We start from the raw sequence: 18,138 nt of genomic DNA, 5'->3' as shown, positions 1-18,138 counted from the left end.
TTAAACTATTGGAGTCATCAATATGGCTGATAAAAAATCATCCTCTGAATATGCAATGCTACCTGCCGGCACTATCGTTAAATTTGGTAAGCCGGGTGATACCGTTGAACAGATGAAAGCTCTGGAAAATTGTAAAGCAACAGGCGCAACGGGGCTAACTGGCGGGTTTGTTGATTGCACTACGCTTATCGATAAAAACAAACAATCAATCTCTGATTTACCGGATGGACCTGAAAAATCACTTGGGTTTATCGATGATCCAGAGAATGCGGATTTTGCTGCATTTTTGAACGCTGCGAATGCCCGTGAAGTCGTGCAGTTTTACCTTGAGCTACCAAACAAACGTACAGCAACCATGATTTTGGCATTATCTGGCTGGGAAATGAATAGCCTTGAAGCACCTGCGAATGAGGTTATCCAAATTACTGTAAAAGGTAAGCAAAATAACATCAAATGGGGCGTTGCCACTGCCGGAGGTACAGAATAATGTCTCTGAAGTCATCTCTTCTTAAACCTACACCCCACATTGAAGAACATTCAATTTTAGGTACCAAAGTATTTCTACGCCGGCTAACAATTGCTGAGCTTGATGAATATGAGCATGACCTTCAGGAAGCTCAAAAAACCGGATTTAGTTCAGATGCCAGTAAGGCAGGTGCTAAGTTGATTTTAAAAGCGATTTGCGATGAAAAAGGCAATCCAATTCCTGAAGATGAGTTGCCTACAGCAGATGAATTAGTGACGGTACACGATACGCCAACACTACTTTCTGCGATGGCATTCGTACAAAAATACAGTTATGGCTCTGTTGAGGAAGCCCAAAAAAACTAACCAACTCACCTTATCTTAAGTTGATTTTCCAACTGGCTGACAGATGGGGTGAGCCAGATCCACGCAAAATAGCACAATTGCCTGCGGATATTATCACTCACTGGCAGGCTTTTTTCTCTCATGAGCCTGATCCGGAGCCGGAGCAAGGCGAACACCCTTCAATAACCCAAACACCGCTTCCATCAAGTGTGGAAGAGCAGTGTAATAATGTCATGAGGATCCTAAATGGCTGACGTTGCAAGTTTAGCGGTTGCGTTACACCTCAACGCAGCCTCTTTTAAATCACAAGTCTTTGATGCGTATGATTCAGCGCGCAAGGAATCCCAAAAATTCGCACAAGCAGCAACGAAAGATGCGGGTAACACAGCGGAAAGATTATTAGCAGTGTCAGCCAGTGCCAGAAAGGCGGGTGCTGATTTATCTGCTTCTGGACAATTGGCGCGACATTCACAACTTGGATTTGCTCAACTAAGAAATGCGCTGACTAGTGTTTCTGCGGGTTCATCGGTAGCGACCAGTAGTTTAATTGGTGGTTTTATTCCTGCACTGGAACGCTCATTAGAGAACGTCAACAGTGTCAAATTTTCTTTAGTAGAACAGCAGCGAGTCGCACAAGAAGCCGCGAGAGAGGCTATTAATTTATCTCGCGCTCAAATCGAAGGGGCTCAAGCGGATAGAAAAAGCGCCCAAGAAAAAATCAATCTTGCAGCAAAGATGCGTGACGAAGCCATTGCCCGCAGAGAGCAAGCTTTTGCGCTCGATGAGTATTTAGAGCGACAAGTTGAAGTGAACAAGCAGCATGGTATTTCAGTCAGCTACGCGGAGGATCATGCTAAAAACGCACGCATTATCAGTGAGGCAAATATTGCCGAAGCCGATGCCAAGAAGCGAATGCAGAGCGCGTCTAATGCCATTATTTTAGCTGATAAAAGCGAGCTTGATGGTAAGAAAAATCTAGCAGCTGCTACAGTTCAATTATCCGATGCCAGCAAAGAACTAACCTTCTCACAGCGTGCAGCGGCGAATAGTGCCAGTTTGTTTAAAAGTGCATGGGGTATGATGGGTGGCGCTGTTGGTATTAGCATTATGGCGTCAGCGGGTGCTTTTACTTATTTATACTCTCAGTATCAGCAAGCCGAAGAGCGTCAAAAAGCCTTCAATGCGGCACTGCAAAAAGGCGGGCTAGGGCTGATAACAACCGCCTATGATTTACGAAATCTAGCGAATGAACTTGGAGGAACCGCAGAAGCTTACAAGTCTGTCACTGCAGCCGCTAGTGCGGGTTTTTCTGGGGATTTGCTTCATCAAGTTTCAGAGCTTGGTGTTCAGATGGAAAAGTCAGGTGGTAGTGTCGATGACCTAGTATCCAGATTAGTTGCTTTAGGTGATCGCCCTGTCGAGGGATTGCAAAAGGCAATCGATGCAGGGCATATCATTGATGCGCAAGTGATAGAAAGAATAGCAAGACTTGATAGGGAAGGTAAAAAATATGAAGCAGCTAATGCAGCAAGATTAGCAGCAATAGCTGCTGAGAGTGAATATCATGAAAAAACTAATGCATTTGCAAAAAATCACGAAACTAGAATTAGGGAGCTAGATAAAGCTTATGCTGGATTGCAAATGACAATCCGCAATCTAGATATGGGTGGTAAAGACCCATTTCTTGGTATGTATGTAGCAACAAAGAATTTATTAACAGACAAGCTAAAGCAAGAGCAAGAAGAGCAGCAAAAACAACAAATTGAACAACAAAAAAAATTAACAGAAAGCTTGAAGCTACAGGTTAATTTTAATGCTGCATTTTCAGCTGGCGTTGATCAACAAAAGGAACGCTATGAAAGGCAGAAGCAATTCAAGGATATGCTGGATAAGGGCACTATTTCCGCAAATGAATATCAGCAAGCCATAAAGGGACTGGATAAGTTATTTGCTGCGCCAAAGAAAACTGGCGGTAACCCTATTGTTGATGAAGGAAAGCAGCGTATAGAACAGCTTTTGCAACAAGGTGCCGCACTACGAGCCCAATTGGAAGAAACTGAAGGTCTTACTGCATCAGAGCGTAAGCTTGCTTCCTTTGAGCAAGAATTAATTGGATTGCAAGGGCAGCATTTAAATGCTCGACAAAAAAGCATCCAATCACACCATGTTGAGATCCGCACACAGTTATTAAAAAACGCTGAGTTAGAAAAAGAAATTAAATTTAAGGAGTTGCGAAAGAAATTTGATGACCAAAATTTTGAGGTTATGCAAAAAACGTCAAAAATTAGTCAAGATGCAACAAATCAAATCTTGCAAATGACGATGAGTCAAAATGCTTATGATTTAATGCTTGAAGAGCAGCGTATTCAAGATGACTTCAGGCAAAGACGCTATCAATTGGACAAGGAAGTTTCAGATAAAAAATCTCAACTCTATGCTGACCAAACGGCATTTTTACTTCAAGAAGAGCAAAAGCAGTTAGAAATTGTTCGTCAATCGTCGAAAGATAAATCTATAGATCAGAAGGATGCTTACAAAGGAATGGCTAGAGGTGTGCAAGATTTTGGCAATACAGCTGAAAACGTTTATGACCAAATGCGATCTATTAGTAATTCAGCCCTCAGTGACATGTCAGGTATGCTGGCTAACTTCGTTGCGACAGGGAAATTAAACTTTGCCGATTTTGCCCAATCAGTAGTGACTGAAATTACTAAAATGATCTTCCAGATGATGATCTTCAATGCTCTAAAAGCAGGTTTTACTGGTACCACTTTTGGTGATGCAATGGGACTAAAAGCCACACCAAATGCCAAAGGTAATACTTATGAGTCTCCTGGGTTAAGCGCCCATCGTAATAGTATTGTGAAATCTCCAACGTTATTTCCTTTTGCTAAGGGTGGCGTTCCTGGGATGGGGTTAATGGGGGAGGCTGGACCAGAGGCGATTATGCCATTAACTCGCGGAAGGGATGGTTCGCTAGGCGTTAGGGTTCTAGGGTTGGAGCAAGCACAATCAGCCGCGCCAAGTATTATTATTCATCAAACATTCCACGTTACTGGCAATGGTGATCAGGCTCTTTATGATGCAATGCAAGAAGCTGCAAAGATGGGGGCAAAGCAAGGTTCAGATGACGCTTTAGCTAAAATACAGCGTGATTTTATGACGAGAGGAAAAATCCGAGGATCCCTTGAGAGGTAATCATGGTATTAGAGTGGCCAGAAGCCGTTGTGCCAGCAACAATGAACTGGCAATTAATCAGCAATAGTAAATCATTTGCGTCTGTTTTTACCGGAAGCGTGCAAACAGTGCGCTTTCCGGGTAGCCGTTGGCGCTGCACATTAACCTTTAATAATCTTACCGAGCAATTATCACGCGATCTAGAGGTTCTTATGGCGGCGCTTGATGGTGAAAGTGGCCGAGTAAAAATTAGCAATTGGTTGCGTCAAGGATTGACTGGAAAAGGTGAAGCAAGAATAAGTACCGCCAATCAAACAGGTAAAATATTACAAACTAAAGGATGGATAGCTAGTTCAATTATATTGCGTAAAGGCGATTATTTGACGGTTGGTAATGAGTTGAAAATGGTCACTGATAATGTCATTAGTGACAAAGAGGGGAATGCAGTTATCCCTATTTCACCTATGTTAAGGGTTTCTCCAGCTGCCAATGATAAATTGGAAACTGTGCGCCCATTTGGAGTTTTTAAATTAACCAGCAATGATCAGGGTAATTTTCAATACAGACCGGGCGTCTTTTCTAATGTAACAATTACGTTTGAGGAGGCGTTATTCTAATGCTTTATCATCCATTTTCTAATAGCATGGTCAAAGCAATTAATGATGGGGCTGAATTAGTCATTGCTGCAAAACTTGATTTGAAGTCAGGGGTAACAAGAGCCCATACCGGGATTGGCAATTTGATTATTGCGGGTGAAGTCTATTTAGGCGTGGGTTCTTTGGGGAGCATAGAAACAGTTTCGGAAAATAACACCACAAGCCCACAGCAACTTATCTTGTCACTTTCTGGTTTTGACTCACTTTTAATTGCCGATGTTATGAATGAGCGAAGTCGTGGTAGAAATGTCAGTTTAATGCTGGTGGCTTTAGGTGGTGATGGGAAACCAGCTGTAGCTGAAATTGTGTTCGCTGGTCAAATATCAAATATTGGTGTGACTACAGGTAATAATAACGAAGTTGCCGTGACGGTATCAAATCGATTTGAACGATGGTCACAAGGTTTGCCAGATAGATTTACGGATGAATCATGGACAAAGAGGCACACGGGTGATCGTATTTTTCGTTATGTTGCGCAAATGGCGGAGCGTGCTATCTATTGGGGTAGCAAAAAAGATGCGCCAGCATTTATTTATAAGTGATTTGTCGTTACTCTTGAAAAAAAAACTGTATAGGATATTCGAGTGAACAAACAATTAATGATTAGCTCTGCAGTTGTAGTTGGCGTGGTTGTCGCTGTTTTTATTTATCGAGAGGCTTCTGTATCTCAGTCATCCATATATGACGCTGTAGAGAAAAAAGTTTCTAGTAAAATGACGGATCCTTCATCAGCAATTTTTAGAGATTTTGAATCTCACTCAAATGAGTCTAATGGTAAATCAAAAAATGTTACTGTGTGTGGGTATGTGAATTCCAAAAACATATATGGTGGGTATGCTGGCAGTAGAATGTTTATATCCACAGTGGCAATAGATGGGTATAACATTGATGTTGGATCTGTAATTATTTCTAACAGTGCTGAACAAGATAAAGCCATATTAGAAATGTGCAAAAAATAATTATTCGAATTCCATAAACCCGCTTCGGCGGGTTTTTTTATGCCCGGAGATCAGCAATGCGACATCCTAACTGGACAACCAGACTCCCTGAGACACTACAAAAAGCGATGCAAAAACCATTTTCATGGGGTGAGCACGATTGCTGCTTATTTGCTGCGGATTGTGTGATTGCGCTCTGTGATTTTGATCCCTGTGAAAAAGTGCGTGGAAGATATAAAACTCGCACCGGCGCAATGCGTGTTTTAAAAACGGAGTTCGGTGATATTGAGTCTGCGCTTTTAAATCACTTTCTTGAAATTCCAGTTAATCAAGCAATGCGTGGCGATATCGTCATGTTTAACGGCGATGACGGGAAGACGCTTGGCGTTATATGGGCAAATAAAGTTTGGGCGGTTACCGAGTCAGGAGCAATGCCAGTTAATCATCAACCGATCAAAGCGTGGAGAGTGGAGTAAATGGGAAAGACGGTTGCCAATATTGCATCTGCAGCGCTAATGGTGGTGGGTACTATTTATGGTGGACCCGTTGGTTATGCATTAATTGCTGCCGGTATAGCGACTCAAGCTGCAGGCGCGATGATTTACAAAGATAAGATGCCTTCGATGAATTATCGGGATCAGTCTGAGCGCAAGCAGATGTTGCGTTCATCAACTGCACCAGAAACGATAATTGTGGGTAAAACTGTATGCTCAGGGCTGCTTTTTTTCGCAGAAGAAGAGCGTGGGGAGCAAGATGAAAATGAGCGATTATTCATGGCGCTGGCACTCGCGGCTCACAAGGTTGATCACATCGGTAGAATTTGGCTGAATGATGACCTGATTGGCACTTTCGGTGATAAAGCGGGTTATGAGTTTCATAACTCCCGGACTGATTGTGACCCATACATGCTAAAGAATGCACCATCATGGAAAGAGGACATGATCGGGGATGGTTTGGCATGGTTACGATTAACACTGAGATACGATGCTGAAAAATTCCCGTACGGTGTGCCAAACGTCAAAGTAGAGGTTTGGGGTAAGCAGCTATTCGATCCTCGCACGAATAAAATAATCTGGAGCAACAATGGGGCGCTGGTAGTTCTCGATTTTTATCGTAGTTATCTTGGTGTGCCTGATGCTGATATTGATTTTGAATCATTTAAGGTCGCTGCAGATCTGTGTGACGAACAAGTCGTTAGCCCGGAAGGTGTTGCCGAACCACGCTACACAATTAATGGGGCCTATGAACTTTCTGAATCTCCAGCATCGATACTCGATCACATGCACAAATGCATTGCAGCGGAGCCGACCTATGTAGCCGGCAAGCACGGGATTTTAATGCAGGCTTACAATGGCCCAGCAGTATTGCGCATTGAACCGAATCAAATCATTGATACCGTTAATATCACGCCGGAACTGGCTTTGCGCGATGCCACTAATGCGATTTATGGGACGTTTGTTGATGCTGAGCAGTTGTACATCAAAACTGACTTTGAGCCTGTCATTATCGAAGAATGGATTGATGAAGATGGGTTAGAAATCAAAGAGAACATGGATTACCGGTTTGTCACTAGCCCATACCAAGCAGCTAGGCTTTCTAATTTATATCTACGGAAAAAGCGTGCAGGTCGCCGTGTTCAATTGCGCATGAATATGGATGGTTACGCTTACCGACCAGGAGAGGTTGTTTTATTAAATCTTCCCCATATTGGTATTCAAAACCTTGAGTTTCGTGTCGCTGAATGGAAATTTCATCCTCAGGATGGCGTTGATATTCTCCTCGAGGAGGACGGCGCTTATATCTATGAAGATGTGATCGGCAAGCCATTTGTTAGACCACCGTTTACTGTATTGCCAACTGGCGGGGTGGCGCCACCGTTAAACCTTACATTTGTGCCGGTTAGTATCGGCGAGATTGTGCAAGGATACCTGAGTTGGAAATCTGCTGCTGCCGATGTTCGCTATAACACCGTGAACATTATTCAAGACGTGAAGGTCGTTCAATCAATTCAGGTACCACAGGATAGGGTTGATTTATCAGGGCTTATTCGCGGCTCTTATCGCGCTGAAGTTCGTTCAATTAATGCCGCTGGTGCCATGTCTGCACCTGCCATTATTGATTTTGACATTCAAGCCCCGCCCATACCAGTGAGCGTTGAAGTCACTGGCGGGATGTTCTCATTAACATGCGTTCCTCGAGCTGGAGAATCTGCACAACACGGCTATACATTTGAATTCTGGTTCAGCGACAAGAAGCTGGCTAACACTAATGATTTGGAAGTTACAACAAAATCCAATCGGTTAGGGCAAGGACAGTTCTGGACGAAAGAGAATTTAAAAGCGGGTACCGATTATTGGTTTTATGTTCGAACAGTCAACAGTTACGGAAAATCGCCATTCGTTGAAGCGGTTGGTCAAGCTGATGCATTGCCGAAAGATATTATTGATGAAATGGGCGGGCAGTTCATGACTACCGAAGCGGGTAAGCGACTGGAAGAGCAACTTTACTGGGTCAATGAATCTAACTTGATACAAGGCTCTGCAATATTCGAAGTTCAGCAAGATTTATTCACTAAGCATGGTCAGTCAATGGCGCAGATTAAGCGCTTAGATCGAGTGTTTGCTGATGCAAATCTGGCATGGGCTCAATCTATTGTTGAAGTTAACGCATCAATAAATGGTGTTAAAGCAGGTGTTATCAAGAATGACCAAGCCATTGCTGATTTAGACAAAGCATTTTCTAAATCTGTCACTGAATTAGAAAGCTCAATTGGTGAAGTGAAATCCGGCGTTGTTAAAAACGATCAGGCTATAGCGTCATTAAACAAGTCGTTTGCGGAATCACAAACGCAGGTTCAGTCAAAGCTTGATGAACAGATGGCGATTGTTAATACCAAAGCGACAACTGAATTTACTGCAAAAGGTGAAGGCTACGCAACGTGGGATGTGAACGCCGGGGTTTGGTACAACAAAACATTCTACAAAGCAGGGATGGTTATTAGTGCCGAAGTGAAGGCAGGGAAAGTCAGCACTTACATCGGATTTATGGCGAATAACTTTGCATTCATCAACCCTACAAACGGTAAATTTGAAACGTTTATGTACATGAAAGATGGTCAAATTTTCATGAAAGAAACATTCATTGATAAAGCGTGGCTCAATAGCGTGGTTGTGACTGACAAAATGACGTCAGCAAATTACGTTCCCGGTAAAGTTGGTTTTAATATCGACGCTAAAACTGGCGACGCGGAATTTAACAAGCTACTCATCAGCGGAGATTTTAAAATCGTCGGGGATGCAGGGAGGGTGTTAGTTGATGGTACCGGAATGACAGTCTATGACGAAAATGGAAGATGGGCTGTGAAAGTGGGGAGGCGTCCAGCATGAGTGATGATTATGGATTATTTGTAAATCCCAAGGATGGCGGTAAACCGATTGAAATCACGAACAAAACATTCCCCCTTTCATTCATTAAAAAAATCACCGTCGATCCGTGGTCTGGTGATAAATACAATAAAGTGAAAAGCTTTAATATCCCCGGACTGTCAAAGTACGACGTTGTAATTGTGCCAATGTCAATATGTCAGTTTAATGCTTATGGCTATGTATCTAAAGTTTTAATTAGTCGATGGTGGGTGGATGGGGATACGTTCAGATGTGAGTATAGCCAGATAGACTGGGGTGGCGGATGGTTACCAGGTAATGATGGGGAGTCTCACTTCATGTTATTTGGCACCCTGAAAGATGTACCTAAAAATACCTATGGTCTGTTTATTAATAGCCTTGATGGTGCAATCGACAATTTTAGGGGGATAACGCAAGAAAGTGATTTATCGTACTGTGTATTTAGAGAAAAAATTCGCTTAACTGACCGGCAAAAATGGTCAATTCCTGCCACTATCCCGAACCGTGATTCAGCCTGTGTTTTTATGCGTCCTGCATCGTCAAGCCATGTATTGAGATATGACCGGGCAAATAAACAGGTATGGTCTAATGGGGCAGGTGATGTATACATTGTTATTTTTTCATACGGGCTCAATTTGCAACCAGCAGATGGGCTAACTATATGGAATAGTGCAGGCAAAGTGACGTACAGCTCTGATTACGTCCCATTCGTTAAAAATGGACATCAACTTACACTTAACAAAAATTCAGCGACGAGCTCATTCGCAGCGCCAATGTTTACATTTGATACGCCATCGCCTTGGGTTGAAGAAGAAAGGGATTCATACAACATATTTGCCGGCGGTTATAAAGTTTCTGGAAATAAGCTCATTGGTGCTCGTTTGTGGACGATTGGAAGTTACCCAATATACACAGGGTCATCAATGGATATCTATGACCAAAAAATAATCTACGGCGGCAGCTACGCCATAGACCTCAACGACTACTTCTAAATACCAATTCAACGATAAGCCGCGAAAGCGGTTTTTTTGCGTCAAAATTTTGGAGTTAATATGATTTATCAAACAGGCACAATCACAACCACAGCAGGACAAACAAAAATAAAAGGTACCGGAACGCGCTGGAAAGATAACTTAGCCGGCATCTCGGAGGGGTGCCCAATCTCCTATCTCATCAATAACGTTGTGTACATGAACACCGTGTTATCCGTGAATTCAGATACAGAGATTAACCTCACTTATCCTGTACCGGTTGCAGCTTCAGCAGCGAAGTATCAGATTGCGACATTCGTGTTGGACAGCATGAGCGATGGCGTTCGCAAAATGCTAGCGAATCAGCAGTATATCCAATACTTTTTGCGAAACATGGACACATGGATGACGCAGGACGGCATTGTTGAAATCAAAACACCAACAGGGGAAACGGTAAGACTCGAAAGTATCATCGCGCTGAAGAAACTGATTGATGGGAAGTTTGATAAGGCAGGAGGGAAGCTTTTAGGCGCAATCACTGCTTCATGGTCAGTGAGAGCCGCAGCAGGTAGTGATGAAAGTAACTCAGTTGAATTTAACTTCATACAAAAAGTACCTATTCTTAGAATTACAAGAGACGGAAAACCCACTGACCTTTATTTTCCATCTCAGGCAGGTCGACTTATGCGTGTTGATGAATACGGAATTGGTGGAACAGCAAGTTCAAAAGATGCTAACACGATTGAATCAACCGAGTTTACAGCAGCAGATGGAGATTCAATCAATTTTTTTGCAACTTACGCACCGGCTCTTTCAATGAAAAGACCGGGAGGGGCTGATAACACAGGCTTTGTTACGCAAATTCAGGGTGATGCAAAAGCACGAATTGCATTTCGTCAACGTGAGCGTGGCTTTTGGAGAGGATGGTATGAGTTTTATACTCAAGCAAATACAACCAAAGACTCAAACGGCAATCTAAAAGCCGCATCCCCGATCATTAAGGTATTCGCAGAGCATATAGATACAAACGAAGAATCAGAAGGTGTAACGCTCAAAAAGCTGCACACTGGAATTTATCAACTGCATGGGGTGCTTGGTTTACACTCTGATGCTAGCTGGGGTGGAGTTCATGGTGGTATTACTATCCCGTGCGGCATTAACCAACTTCCACTTGTGTATGCGCTTTATGATGTACTTGAAAAAGATAAACCGCACCCATTCGATGGCCGCATTGTTGAGCCTGATGAGGATGGTGATATTGTGCTTTATACGACATATCGCAAGCATGACTTGCCGCAGAACATTCAATATGAGCGATTCAAGCTTTACCCTGAATTTCTTAAAGAAGTTGATGGGGAAATGGTTGAATTAACTCCGGGTGAGCCTTGTGATATTCCAAATGGTCACTGGATTGATGTTCGTGTGAATATGCCAAGTGATTCTATCTACAATCTGAAGCTAGCTGAAGCAGAGCAATTAGCGAAAATTGAAGCTGAACGGGTAGTGAAAGAAGAGGCTGAAAAAGCTGCGCGTGAGGAAGCGGAGATATTAGAGGAAGAATCCAAACAAAAACAAGCAAGCAAACTAGAAGAGTAATAACTAAGGTGCGCCAGCGTATTAGCTTCAGACTTGATCTGACGGTTTTCGTTGGCAGTACACAATCAAATTTGACAGTCTACTTTGAACGAAGAACGGATATTCAGTCCTCCCAAAATGGTATTATTGTACTGACCGCAATTTATAATTTAGTATATTAAATTGATCAACTAAATTTTAGTATATAGGATAGTTAAAAATGGATACAAAAAGCATTGGATATACATTCGTTAATTTATCCGAATGGAAACGGAAAGAACATTTTGAAGCATTTCAGTCTTTTGCGCAATGCACTTTTAGCCAGACAATTCAACTAGATATTACTTTATTATTAAAAAACGTAAAGAAGAGTGGGTACAAATTCTATCCTACCTTTATATACATTATTAGCCGATTAATAAACGAACATTCAGAATTTCGCATGGCAATGAAAGATGGTGAATTGGTAATATGGGATACAATTCATCCTGGGTACACTATATTTCATGAACAGACTGAAACATTTTCATCTTTATGGAGCTACTACCACGAAGAAATCAGTTATTTTTTAAAAGTTTATTCAGAAGATGTAGCAAATTACCGTGACAATTTATCCTATTCTCCAAAAGGATACATTGAAAACATGTTTTTTGTGTCAGCCAATCCTTGGGTTAGTTTCACTAGTTTTAATTTAGACGTTGCGAATATTAATAATTTCTTCGCTCCTGCATTTACAATAGGTAAATATTATATGCAAGGAGATAAAGTATTTATGCCACTGGCTATTCAAGTACATCATGCTGTATGTGATGGTTTCCATGTTGGTAGATTACTTAATGAAATACAGCAATACTGTTATGACGGGATATATTAATGTCTGCATCTGGCACAGATCTGTACAGTGGCTGTGCCAGGTTAAATCTGAGCTAATACAGCCAGCTAGAGTGGTTGGCGCTCTCCGTTCATTTATCGAAATACTCCACTTCCTCAGTTTCTTTCATATCAGGCATCCAATCCACATCATTCCAGATTTCTTCCAGCGTTTCTTCAATGTAGGTTTTCTTTTCGTTCTTACCAAGGCCATCAATAGAAATATTAGCTTGAGATCCCCAACTAATATCGATATTTAAATCAGGGTATTTGGGGTTCAGTCTTTTTGTGATTTCATTTTTCAATGCATCGAAAGTCCCCATGGGTAACTTGCCTTTCATACTTGCAGCGAAGTGAACTTTAATAGTAACCATCGTACATTCTCCTTACATAAAGTACTGTATATAAAAACAGATAAACAATAACTGTGATTATATACAGTAAAATGTTAATGGAGGTCAATAAATAAGGTGAAATTTATCTTATGGCTAAGAAAATGACTTCCCCAAAACCATTTAAAGAATATCGTTAAATCAAGAGGTTAAATGATAGTTGAAAATGACATAAAACCAAGGAGTAATGTCATTTAAATAATTATTAATCAATAAGTTAAGTTATTATTAGGCGCATGAATAAAATATAAATATAGAATTTATTTTCTAAAAATAAGATTAGCTAAAAGTAAAAAGATAATAAAAAATTGTTATCAATTGTATGTATAGTGAGTAAGCATTTTAATTATTAGAGTTTTTTAAATAAAATACCTCCTAACTTAATGTTTTTATTTATAAAATTATTAATTAAGTTAATGTATAGATAGTATGTTATAGTACATTAAATAATCATACCTCATTGCTATAAAGCAAATCTTGCTTTCGCAAGCTTTTATCTAACAAATAGATGCGGTATCCAAGGGAAGTAATTCCTAAGGGACTACCTATGAATTTATCTACATTGTACCGAAACATTTTATCACTTGCAGGAAATGCTTTAATAATAGTTGTATTACTGTTAGCTGCATTTTCACTTGTATACTGGATGTAAAACTATTCTGCAGATCACGGAAATAAAAGGTATTTAGCCTCTGAAAACAGAGGTTTAAAATCATCGATGATGGGGATTGTTAGTGTGCTTCCTCTGGTATAGCTTAATGGAGAAAAAATGAACTATTACATTCAGACAATGATGGAACCACAGGGTAGTTATAAAATGCATAAGATTGGATGTAAGAATATGCCTATAGCTGTAAATAGATTTTATCTGGGTAACTTTTTAAATGCTATGCAAGCAATTAAAATGGCTAAAAAATCAGGTTATGAAGTTGTAAAAATATGCTCTAGCTGTATAAATAGTGGTATAACGTATTCAAATAAATCGCTAAATATGGCTTTTTAATTTGCATTTATACTATCAATAGTAAGCTCTTCTGACAAAAGAGTGAAATATAAAATTTGCTATTATTGTGTTTGTGTGGCCTAATGGTTTAACTGGTTTGGAAGTACAGGTCTATTTATGCTAGTCAGTTTAAAGTCGTTCACCATTTAGCGTTATCTAAGATACCCTTCATTGCGAATTCCTTCTAATTAATTCCCATAAGTAAAAATAAAAAAACAAGCCTAATATGCCTTATGGCAAACTTAAAAAATTAAAGGAAATTCTATGTCTAATACAATGACTGGTTCAGTAAAATGGTTTAACGACGATAAAGGTTTTGGCTTCATCACTCCAGCTGATGGCTCTAAAGATGTGTTTGTTCATTTCTCTGCAATTCAGAGTGATAACTTCAAATCTTTAATTGAGGGGCAGCAAGTTTCATTCATCATTGAAAATGGTGCAAAAGGTCCTGCTGCAGGACATGTGGTGGCGCTTTAAAGACACTATAAAAGTCTATCTGTACTTTAAATGTCCTTGCTGTAGTGGATCTCAATATAGAACGTCACAGTTTGATATTTCAGTAAATAATCCACATGGCGCTAAATGCATTTTTTGCAAAAGCTCTATGAAAGCAAAAGTTTGCTGATTAATATTTCGATAGCACTTAAAACCTCGTTACAACGAGGTTTTTTTATTTAAATCGTATTTATTTAAATGGATGTGTTAAGGTTAAGAAATAATCATACCTCATTGCTATGAATAGCAAATCTTGCATCCGCAAGCTTTTATCTAAAAATAAATGTGGTATCCAAGGGATATTTACCCAAGGTATACTAATGAAAAAGCAAACAGTTCAGTGTTTAGTTGTAACTATTTATAAGAACATACTCATTTTGGCTGTGTTAACTATAGCGGTCCTTGGTGCAATTTATTTCTTTGATACGCCATCATTAAATAAGCTTGGTAATGGGTATGTGTTTTCTAACAATTAACTCATAAGGTGTATTCTGTGAACTGGTTTCCTCTTTATCGACGTATTGTTATATATTCAGGAAATATATTTGTAGTAATTATATTAGTAGGGATATTAATTTTGATTACTTCATATGTAGTTAATTTATTTAAATGATTTTTTCCCACCATTAACTCAACTGGAAGAGTATTTAGCTTTATTAACTCTAAGAGTCGAGGTTCCATGCCTCGATGGTGGTCCATTTCCTTAATTAAGGATATTACTATTTAATATCAAAGGATTAATATCCTGTGGGTGTATCATGTCAGGACTAAGTCAATCCAAATTGATTTGTAGAATATTACAGTGGATTAGTAGTGCCGCATTACTTTTACTTGCTGTTATATTAATAGCCTTTTTAATAAAAGAAACTGTTGTATTAGCAGGGTTATTATTTACAGCTAATGATTCTATATCAATTTATTTATTAGTAGATGGTCTTATTGTTTATTTTTTATACTTTGAGTTCATTGCATTGATTATTAAATATTTTCAATCTAACTATCATTTTCCATTACAGTATTTTATCTATATTGCAATTACTGCAGTAATTAGGTTAATAGTAGTTGAGCATAAAGATCCACAACTCTTTATTATTTACTCTATATCAATATTAGTACTTATTTTTGCTCTATATGTTTCTAATGCTGATAGGTTAAAGCCCAAAGAATGATTTTTTATAAAATAATTAATAAACTAAAAATCAGAAAATGTTTGAATATGAAAAATATTAAATGAATTCATTGAGTTTTTTACAGAAAAATTAATTATAGTAAAACTATACAAATCTTATCTGGGAATTACGTTAACTAAGTGATACTGTTGAGAGAATACTCAGAGGTGATTATGGATACGGAAAAAGATGTAATTTATATGCGAATATGCCAAGTAGTTGGTCGGGCTGTTATGTTGCTAAATGAGTCAAAGCATAACATTACTGGAGAGCGCATATCTGCGATCTTAAAAGAGCAAAAAGAAAGTGAGCAAGAGAAACAAATGATAACCATATATGCCATTGCAATTGATTTAATGGATTCTAGACGAACGAATTAATTTCTATATATTATCAATGACTTAAAAACCTCTATTTTTGCTATGTAAAAGATAGAATATTAATGATAATGTCATAAATATCAGATGATTAATATAGCTATATACTGCTGCGTCATGGAAAATTATGCGAAGCGATATCTGATCCTCTTAACACAAAATAATGTTGTTCTAAAAAAGTTATAATAAGGTACTTATTCAGAGTAAACCTTTAAGTTTTGGTATCCATCAGCTTTGTGTCAGAAGCGGACTTTAACTAATTTCCTCCGCTTAATGGGTTCTCAAGTGGCGAGCATTTGGAAAGAACGTCAATGATCCGCGAGACACATTCATCACTGGATAAACTGTATGAGTCTAAAACAAGGTGTTCTCTGTTCCATGGTTCATAAACTAAGTCTGTGACTTGTATCCAGTCAGGCAAGGTTAATCCCTCGACTTCAGACACTCTTGTTTCAACTCGTTTACGATGCTCAATTATATCGAAACATATGATCTCAATTTCTAAATAACCAGTTCCTGTGGATAAAGCTATTTCTCTATAGGCATCACGGGTTAATGCCAATGGATTCACTGAGTCAGCAATTACTGTTGCCCCTAATTGCAGATTCTCTCTGGCAAGGGAGTAAGCGACAAAATAACCAGCAGGTCCCATTTCGCGGCTATCTTCATCGGTTTTGCGTATAGCTTGCTCAATCGTATCGATTCTCAAATAAAGAGCATTTAACTGCTTTGCCAAAGACTGAGCGATAGTACTTTTCCCACTTCCTGGTAAACCACTGAAGATGATTAGCATAACCTGTCCTTTAAATAATGAAATCTAACAGTATTGAAATACTTTGAATTGTTGGGGCCCTGAACCTATTATGACTAGCGATATGGCAAGAGTCGAAGAGTATTACTGTTTGGCGCCATGAGCGGAAATTCAAACGGACGCTGTAAATAATTCAAAAGTCCGATGTAATGGAGCGCAGCAGTGAATATGATTTATTTCTTAGAAGAAATATCATCAGAAGTGTTCTAATAGCTTATCTTGATCGATGTGATAAGGTCTACTATCCCAATTCTTTGCTGAATAGGTCATGAAAGTATCATTAGAACCATAACGTTATGATAATGTCAGTAGAATTATTGTATTCATGCATTTTTTCATAAGGGATCCGTATTTGATTTTAGAATTTAAAAGACTAACAGAGGTCAATGTTAGCAATATTATTACGCTCAATAATCATCCTGATGTATTACGGCACATGCCATTGGGAAGCCCCGATTTTAACTATCAAAAGTGTATAGAATGGGTGGCGCAAAAAGATGCTCAATGGAAAGAACATGGTTATGGTCCGTGGGCAATTATGATTAATGAGCATTTTGCTGGGTGGGGGGGATTACAATATGAAGACGGTGATGCAGACCTTGCCCTGGTGCTTCACCCAGATTATTGGGGGGCAGGTAAAATAATCTATGACGAAATTATCAGACGTGCTTTCTGTGAGATGAAACTAGAAAGTATCACTATTTTACTGCCCTTGAGTAGGGTAAAAATTAAAACTATTTTACGGTTGGGTTTTCAACCTGATGGTGAAGTGATGTTTGATAGCATATGTTTTCGTCGGTTCCGCTTATTAGCAACGTAAGAGCCTATATAAAGTATGTTGTTACCTAAAAATGCATTAGCGGTCGCGCTAACCATGCATTCCAGAACAGGAATGATTATGAACGTCCGCTTATTGTTCAAACCAGACAGCCGAGTTTAGCTGTCTAATTAAAGCAAAGATAATTTAAGCGATTAGAAAAGACGATTATTATGATGGGGTTAATCGTGTTAAAATCGATTGATTTGTACTCAATCTTTGAGAAGTAGCAGTTATCAAAACTAAATTAATCATTTATGTTATCAATGACTTAAAACCTCCTGTTTTTATCATGAAAAAGATAAAATATTGATAGTAATATGATAAATATCAGATGGTTATGATTAATGTATCTATATACTGCTGCGCCACATGGGTTGGGTTGAAGCGGCAGACTTAATCGTTAAAGGTATGGAAGGCGCGATCGAGGCTAAGACCGTTACCTACGATTTTGAACGATTAATGGATGGCGCTAAGTTGCTGAAATGTAGCGAGTTCGGCGACGCAATCATTAAACACATGTAATTTATTACGTAGTGTGAATAATAACGGGAGCCTAAAAACTCCCGTTTTTTTCGTCGGGTTTTTCTCTCGAAAATGCATAAATTAATTACATTAGCCTATAGGTCGCATAAAAAAATTTGGAAAACTTAAAAGGGTTAAAATATATATT

Annotated in this window: 18 protein-coding genes and 2 pseudogenes; 18 read left to right on the top strand and 2 right to left on the bottom strand. The window is 39.2% G+C overall.

Going from position 1 to position 18,138, the window contains the following annotated elements; all coding sequences use genetic code 11:
- Positions 1 to 22: 22 nt before the first annotated feature.
- From M5X66_RS09630 to catA, 11 genes are all read left to right on the top strand, one after another.
- Complete coding sequence (locus tag M5X66_RS09630; RefSeq protein ID WP_270103468.1) at positions 23 to 487, top strand: phage tail protein; 465 nt, start codon at positions 23 to 25, stop codon at positions 485 to 487.
- Positions 487 to 831 carry a phage tail protein gene (locus tag M5X66_RS09625; RefSeq protein ID WP_195848867.1) on the top strand — a complete coding sequence of 115 codons (345 nt, stop codon included), beginning with the start codon at positions 487 to 489 and terminating at the stop codon, positions 829 to 831. Before M5X66_RS09630 ends, M5X66_RS09625 begins: the two co-directional genes overlap by 1 nt.
- 225 nt (positions 832 to 1,056) lie before the next feature.
- On the top strand, positions 1,057 to 4,008 hold the full coding sequence (locus M5X66_RS09620; RefSeq protein WP_270103467.1) for a phage tail tape measure protein: 2,952 nt from the start codon (positions 1,057 to 1,059) through the stop codon (positions 4,006 to 4,008).
- 2 nt (positions 4,009 to 4,010) lie between these two features.
- Positions 4,011 to 4,604: a hypothetical protein gene (locus tag M5X66_RS09615; protein WP_154599486.1), complete on the top strand. Its 594-nt coding sequence runs from the start codon at positions 4,011 to 4,013 to the stop codon at positions 4,602 to 4,604.
- A complete protein-coding gene (locus M5X66_RS09610) occupies positions 4,604 to 5,185 on the top strand; it encodes a hypothetical protein (RefSeq protein WP_270103466.1) in 582 nt (193 codons plus the stop codon). The genes M5X66_RS09615 and M5X66_RS09610 overlap by 1 nt, the downstream gene beginning before the upstream one ends.
- Before the next feature lie 42 nt (positions 5,186 to 5,227).
- Positions 5,228 to 5,602, top strand: a complete 375-nt coding sequence (locus M5X66_RS09605) for a hypothetical protein (RefSeq protein WP_036975553.1) — start codon at positions 5,228 to 5,230, stop codon at positions 5,600 to 5,602.
- A gap of 56 nt (positions 5,603 to 5,658) precedes the next feature.
- Positions 5,659 to 6,057, top strand: coding sequence for a DUF6950 family protein (locus tag M5X66_RS09600; protein WP_270103465.1), 399 nt, complete (start codon positions 5,659 to 5,661; stop codon positions 6,055 to 6,057).
- Positions 6,058 to 8,967 (top strand): phage tail tip protein J-related protein, encoded by a 2,910-nt coding sequence (locus M5X66_RS09595; protein ID WP_270103464.1) that lies wholly within the window; start codon positions 6,058 to 6,060, stop codon positions 8,965 to 8,967. It abuts the gene before it with no gap.
- A complete protein-coding gene (locus M5X66_RS09590) occupies positions 8,964 to 9,977 on the top strand; it encodes a DUF6453 family protein (protein WP_270103463.1) in 1,014 nt (337 codons plus the stop codon). The genes M5X66_RS09595 and M5X66_RS09590 overlap by 4 nt, the downstream gene beginning before the upstream one ends.
- A 60-nt stretch (positions 9,978 to 10,037) precedes the next feature.
- On the top strand, positions 10,038 to 11,552 hold the full coding sequence (locus tag M5X66_RS09585; protein WP_270103462.1) for a phage tail fiber protein: 1,515 nt from the start codon (positions 10,038 to 10,040) through the stop codon (positions 11,550 to 11,552).
- A 199-nt stretch (positions 11,553 to 11,751) separates the two neighbouring features.
- Complete coding sequence (catA, locus tag M5X66_RS09580) at positions 11,752 to 12,405, top strand: type A chloramphenicol O-acetyltransferase (RefSeq protein WP_270103461.1); 654 nt, start codon at positions 11,752 to 11,754, stop codon at positions 12,403 to 12,405.
- Positions 12,406 to 12,493: 88 nt separating this feature from the next.
- Here the strand turns inward: catA and M5X66_RS09575 are convergent, their stop codons facing one another.
- Positions 12,494 to 12,775 carry a DinI-like family protein gene (locus M5X66_RS09575; RefSeq protein ID WP_270103460.1) on the bottom strand — a complete coding sequence of 94 codons (282 nt, stop codon included), beginning with the start codon at positions 12,773 to 12,775 and terminating at the stop codon, positions 12,494 to 12,496.
- 787 nt (positions 12,776 to 13,562) lie between these two features.
- Here M5X66_RS09575 and M5X66_RS09570 point away from each other — a divergent pair.
- The 5 genes and pseudogenes from M5X66_RS09570 to M5X66_RS09550 all read left to right on the top strand — a co-directional run bounded on the left by M5X66_RS09570 (position 13,563) and on the right by M5X66_RS09550 (position 15,840).
- Positions 13,563 to 13,796, top strand: coding sequence for a hypothetical protein (locus M5X66_RS09570; RefSeq protein WP_036979450.1), 234 nt, complete (start codon positions 13,563 to 13,565; stop codon positions 13,794 to 13,796).
- Between the two features lie 264 nt (positions 13,797 to 14,060).
- On the top strand, positions 14,061 to 14,273 hold the full coding sequence (gene cspE / locus M5X66_RS09565; protein ID WP_154632157.1) for a transcription antiterminator/RNA stability regulator CspE: 213 nt from the start codon (positions 14,061 to 14,063) through the stop codon (positions 14,271 to 14,273).
- Positions 14,257 to 14,403, top strand: a pseudogene (gene ymcF, locus M5X66_RS09560) (cold shock small protein YmcF); the annotation flags it as partial. The gene cspE and the pseudogene ymcF, both read left to right, overlap by 17 nt.
- Before the next feature lie 646 nt (positions 14,404 to 15,049).
- Positions 15,050 to 15,460, top strand: a complete 411-nt coding sequence (gene psiE, locus M5X66_RS09555) for a phosphate-starvation-inducible protein PsiE (RefSeq protein WP_036975563.1) — start codon at positions 15,050 to 15,052, stop codon at positions 15,458 to 15,460.
- Between the two features lie 173 nt (positions 15,461 to 15,633).
- The gene (locus M5X66_RS09550) at positions 15,634 to 15,840 is read left to right on the top strand and encodes a DUF2767 family protein (RefSeq protein WP_036975566.1); all 207 of its coding nucleotides are present in this window, start codon (positions 15,634 to 15,636) and stop codon (positions 15,838 to 15,840) included.
- A 253-nt stretch (positions 15,841 to 16,093) separates the two neighbouring features.
- Here M5X66_RS09550 and M5X66_RS09545 read toward each other — a convergent pair whose 3' ends face one another.
- Positions 16,094 to 16,630: an AAA family ATPase gene (locus M5X66_RS09545; RefSeq protein WP_270103459.1), complete on the bottom strand. Its 537-nt coding sequence runs from the start codon at positions 16,628 to 16,630 to the stop codon at positions 16,094 to 16,096.
- A gap of 370 nt (positions 16,631 to 17,000) precedes the next feature.
- On the opposite strand from M5X66_RS09545, the gene M5X66_RS09540 reads away from it, so the two are divergent.
- Positions 17,001 to 17,468, top strand: coding sequence for a GNAT family N-acetyltransferase (locus M5X66_RS09540; protein WP_270103458.1), 468 nt, complete (start codon positions 17,001 to 17,003; stop codon positions 17,466 to 17,468).
- A gap of 354 nt (positions 17,469 to 17,822) precedes the next feature.
- A pseudogene (locus M5X66_RS09535) lies at positions 17,823 to 17,990 on the top strand (NADP-dependent isocitrate dehydrogenase); the annotation flags it as partial.
- Positions 17,991 to 18,138: the final 148 nt, after the last annotated feature.

This window comes from Providencia sp. PROV188, from assembly GCF_027595165.1.
GTDB classification, from domain to species: domain Bacteria; phylum Pseudomonadota; class Gammaproteobacteria; order Enterobacterales; family Enterobacteriaceae; genus Providencia; species Providencia lanzhouensis.
This window is presented reverse-complemented; position numbering and strand designations above follow the sequence as displayed.

What these genes read in the sequence shown, in the direction of transcription:
- M5X66_RS09630 (WP_270103468.1), top strand. Translation starts at nt 23, where the DNA reads ATGGCTGATAAAAAATCATCCTCTGAATATGCAATGCTACCTGCCGGC.
- M5X66_RS09625 (WP_195848867.1), top strand. Translation starts at nt 487, where the DNA reads ATGTCTCTGAAGTCATCTCTTCTTAAACCTACACCCCACATTGAAGAA.
- M5X66_RS09620 (WP_270103467.1), top strand. Translation starts at nt 1,057, where the DNA reads ATGGCTGACGTTGCAAGTTTAGCGGTTGCGTTACACCTCAACGCAGCC.
- M5X66_RS09615 (WP_154599486.1), top strand. Translation starts at nt 4,011, where the DNA reads ATGGTATTAGAGTGGCCAGAAGCCGTTGTGCCAGCAACAATGAACTGG.
- M5X66_RS09610 (WP_270103466.1), top strand. Translation starts at nt 4,604, where the DNA reads ATGCTTTATCATCCATTTTCTAATAGCATGGTCAAAGCAATTAATGAT.
- M5X66_RS09600 (WP_270103465.1), top strand. Translation starts at nt 5,659, where the DNA reads ATGCGACATCCTAACTGGACAACCAGACTCCCTGAGACACTACAAAAA.
- M5X66_RS09595 (WP_270103464.1), top strand. Translation starts at nt 6,058, where the DNA reads ATGGGAAAGACGGTTGCCAATATTGCATCTGCAGCGCTAATGGTGGTG.
- M5X66_RS09590 (WP_270103463.1), top strand. Translation starts at nt 8,964, where the DNA reads ATGAGTGATGATTATGGATTATTTGTAAATCCCAAGGATGGCGGTAAA.
- M5X66_RS09585 (WP_270103462.1), top strand. Translation starts at nt 10,038, where the DNA reads ATGATTTATCAAACAGGCACAATCACAACCACAGCAGGACAAACAAAA.
- catA (WP_270103461.1), top strand. Translation starts at nt 11,752, where the DNA reads ATGGATACAAAAAGCATTGGATATACATTCGTTAATTTATCCGAATGG.
- M5X66_RS09575 (WP_270103460.1), bottom strand. Translation starts at nt 12,775, where the DNA reads ATGGTTACTATTAAAGTTCACTTCGCTGCAAGTATGAAAGGCAAGTTA.
- M5X66_RS09570 (WP_036979450.1), top strand. Translation starts at nt 13,563, where the DNA reads ATGAACTATTACATTCAGACAATGATGGAACCACAGGGTAGTTATAAA.
- cspE (WP_154632157.1), top strand. Translation starts at nt 14,061, where the DNA reads ATGTCTAATACAATGACTGGTTCAGTAAAATGGTTTAACGACGATAAA.
- psiE (WP_036975563.1), top strand. Translation starts at nt 15,050, where the DNA reads ATGTCAGGACTAAGTCAATCCAAATTGATTTGTAGAATATTACAGTGG.
- M5X66_RS09550 (WP_036975566.1), top strand. Translation starts at nt 15,634, where the DNA reads ATGGATACGGAAAAAGATGTAATTTATATGCGAATATGCCAAGTAGTT.
- M5X66_RS09545 (WP_270103459.1), bottom strand. Translation starts at nt 16,630, where the DNA reads ATGCTAATCATCTTCAGTGGTTTACCAGGAAGTGGGAAAAGTACTATC.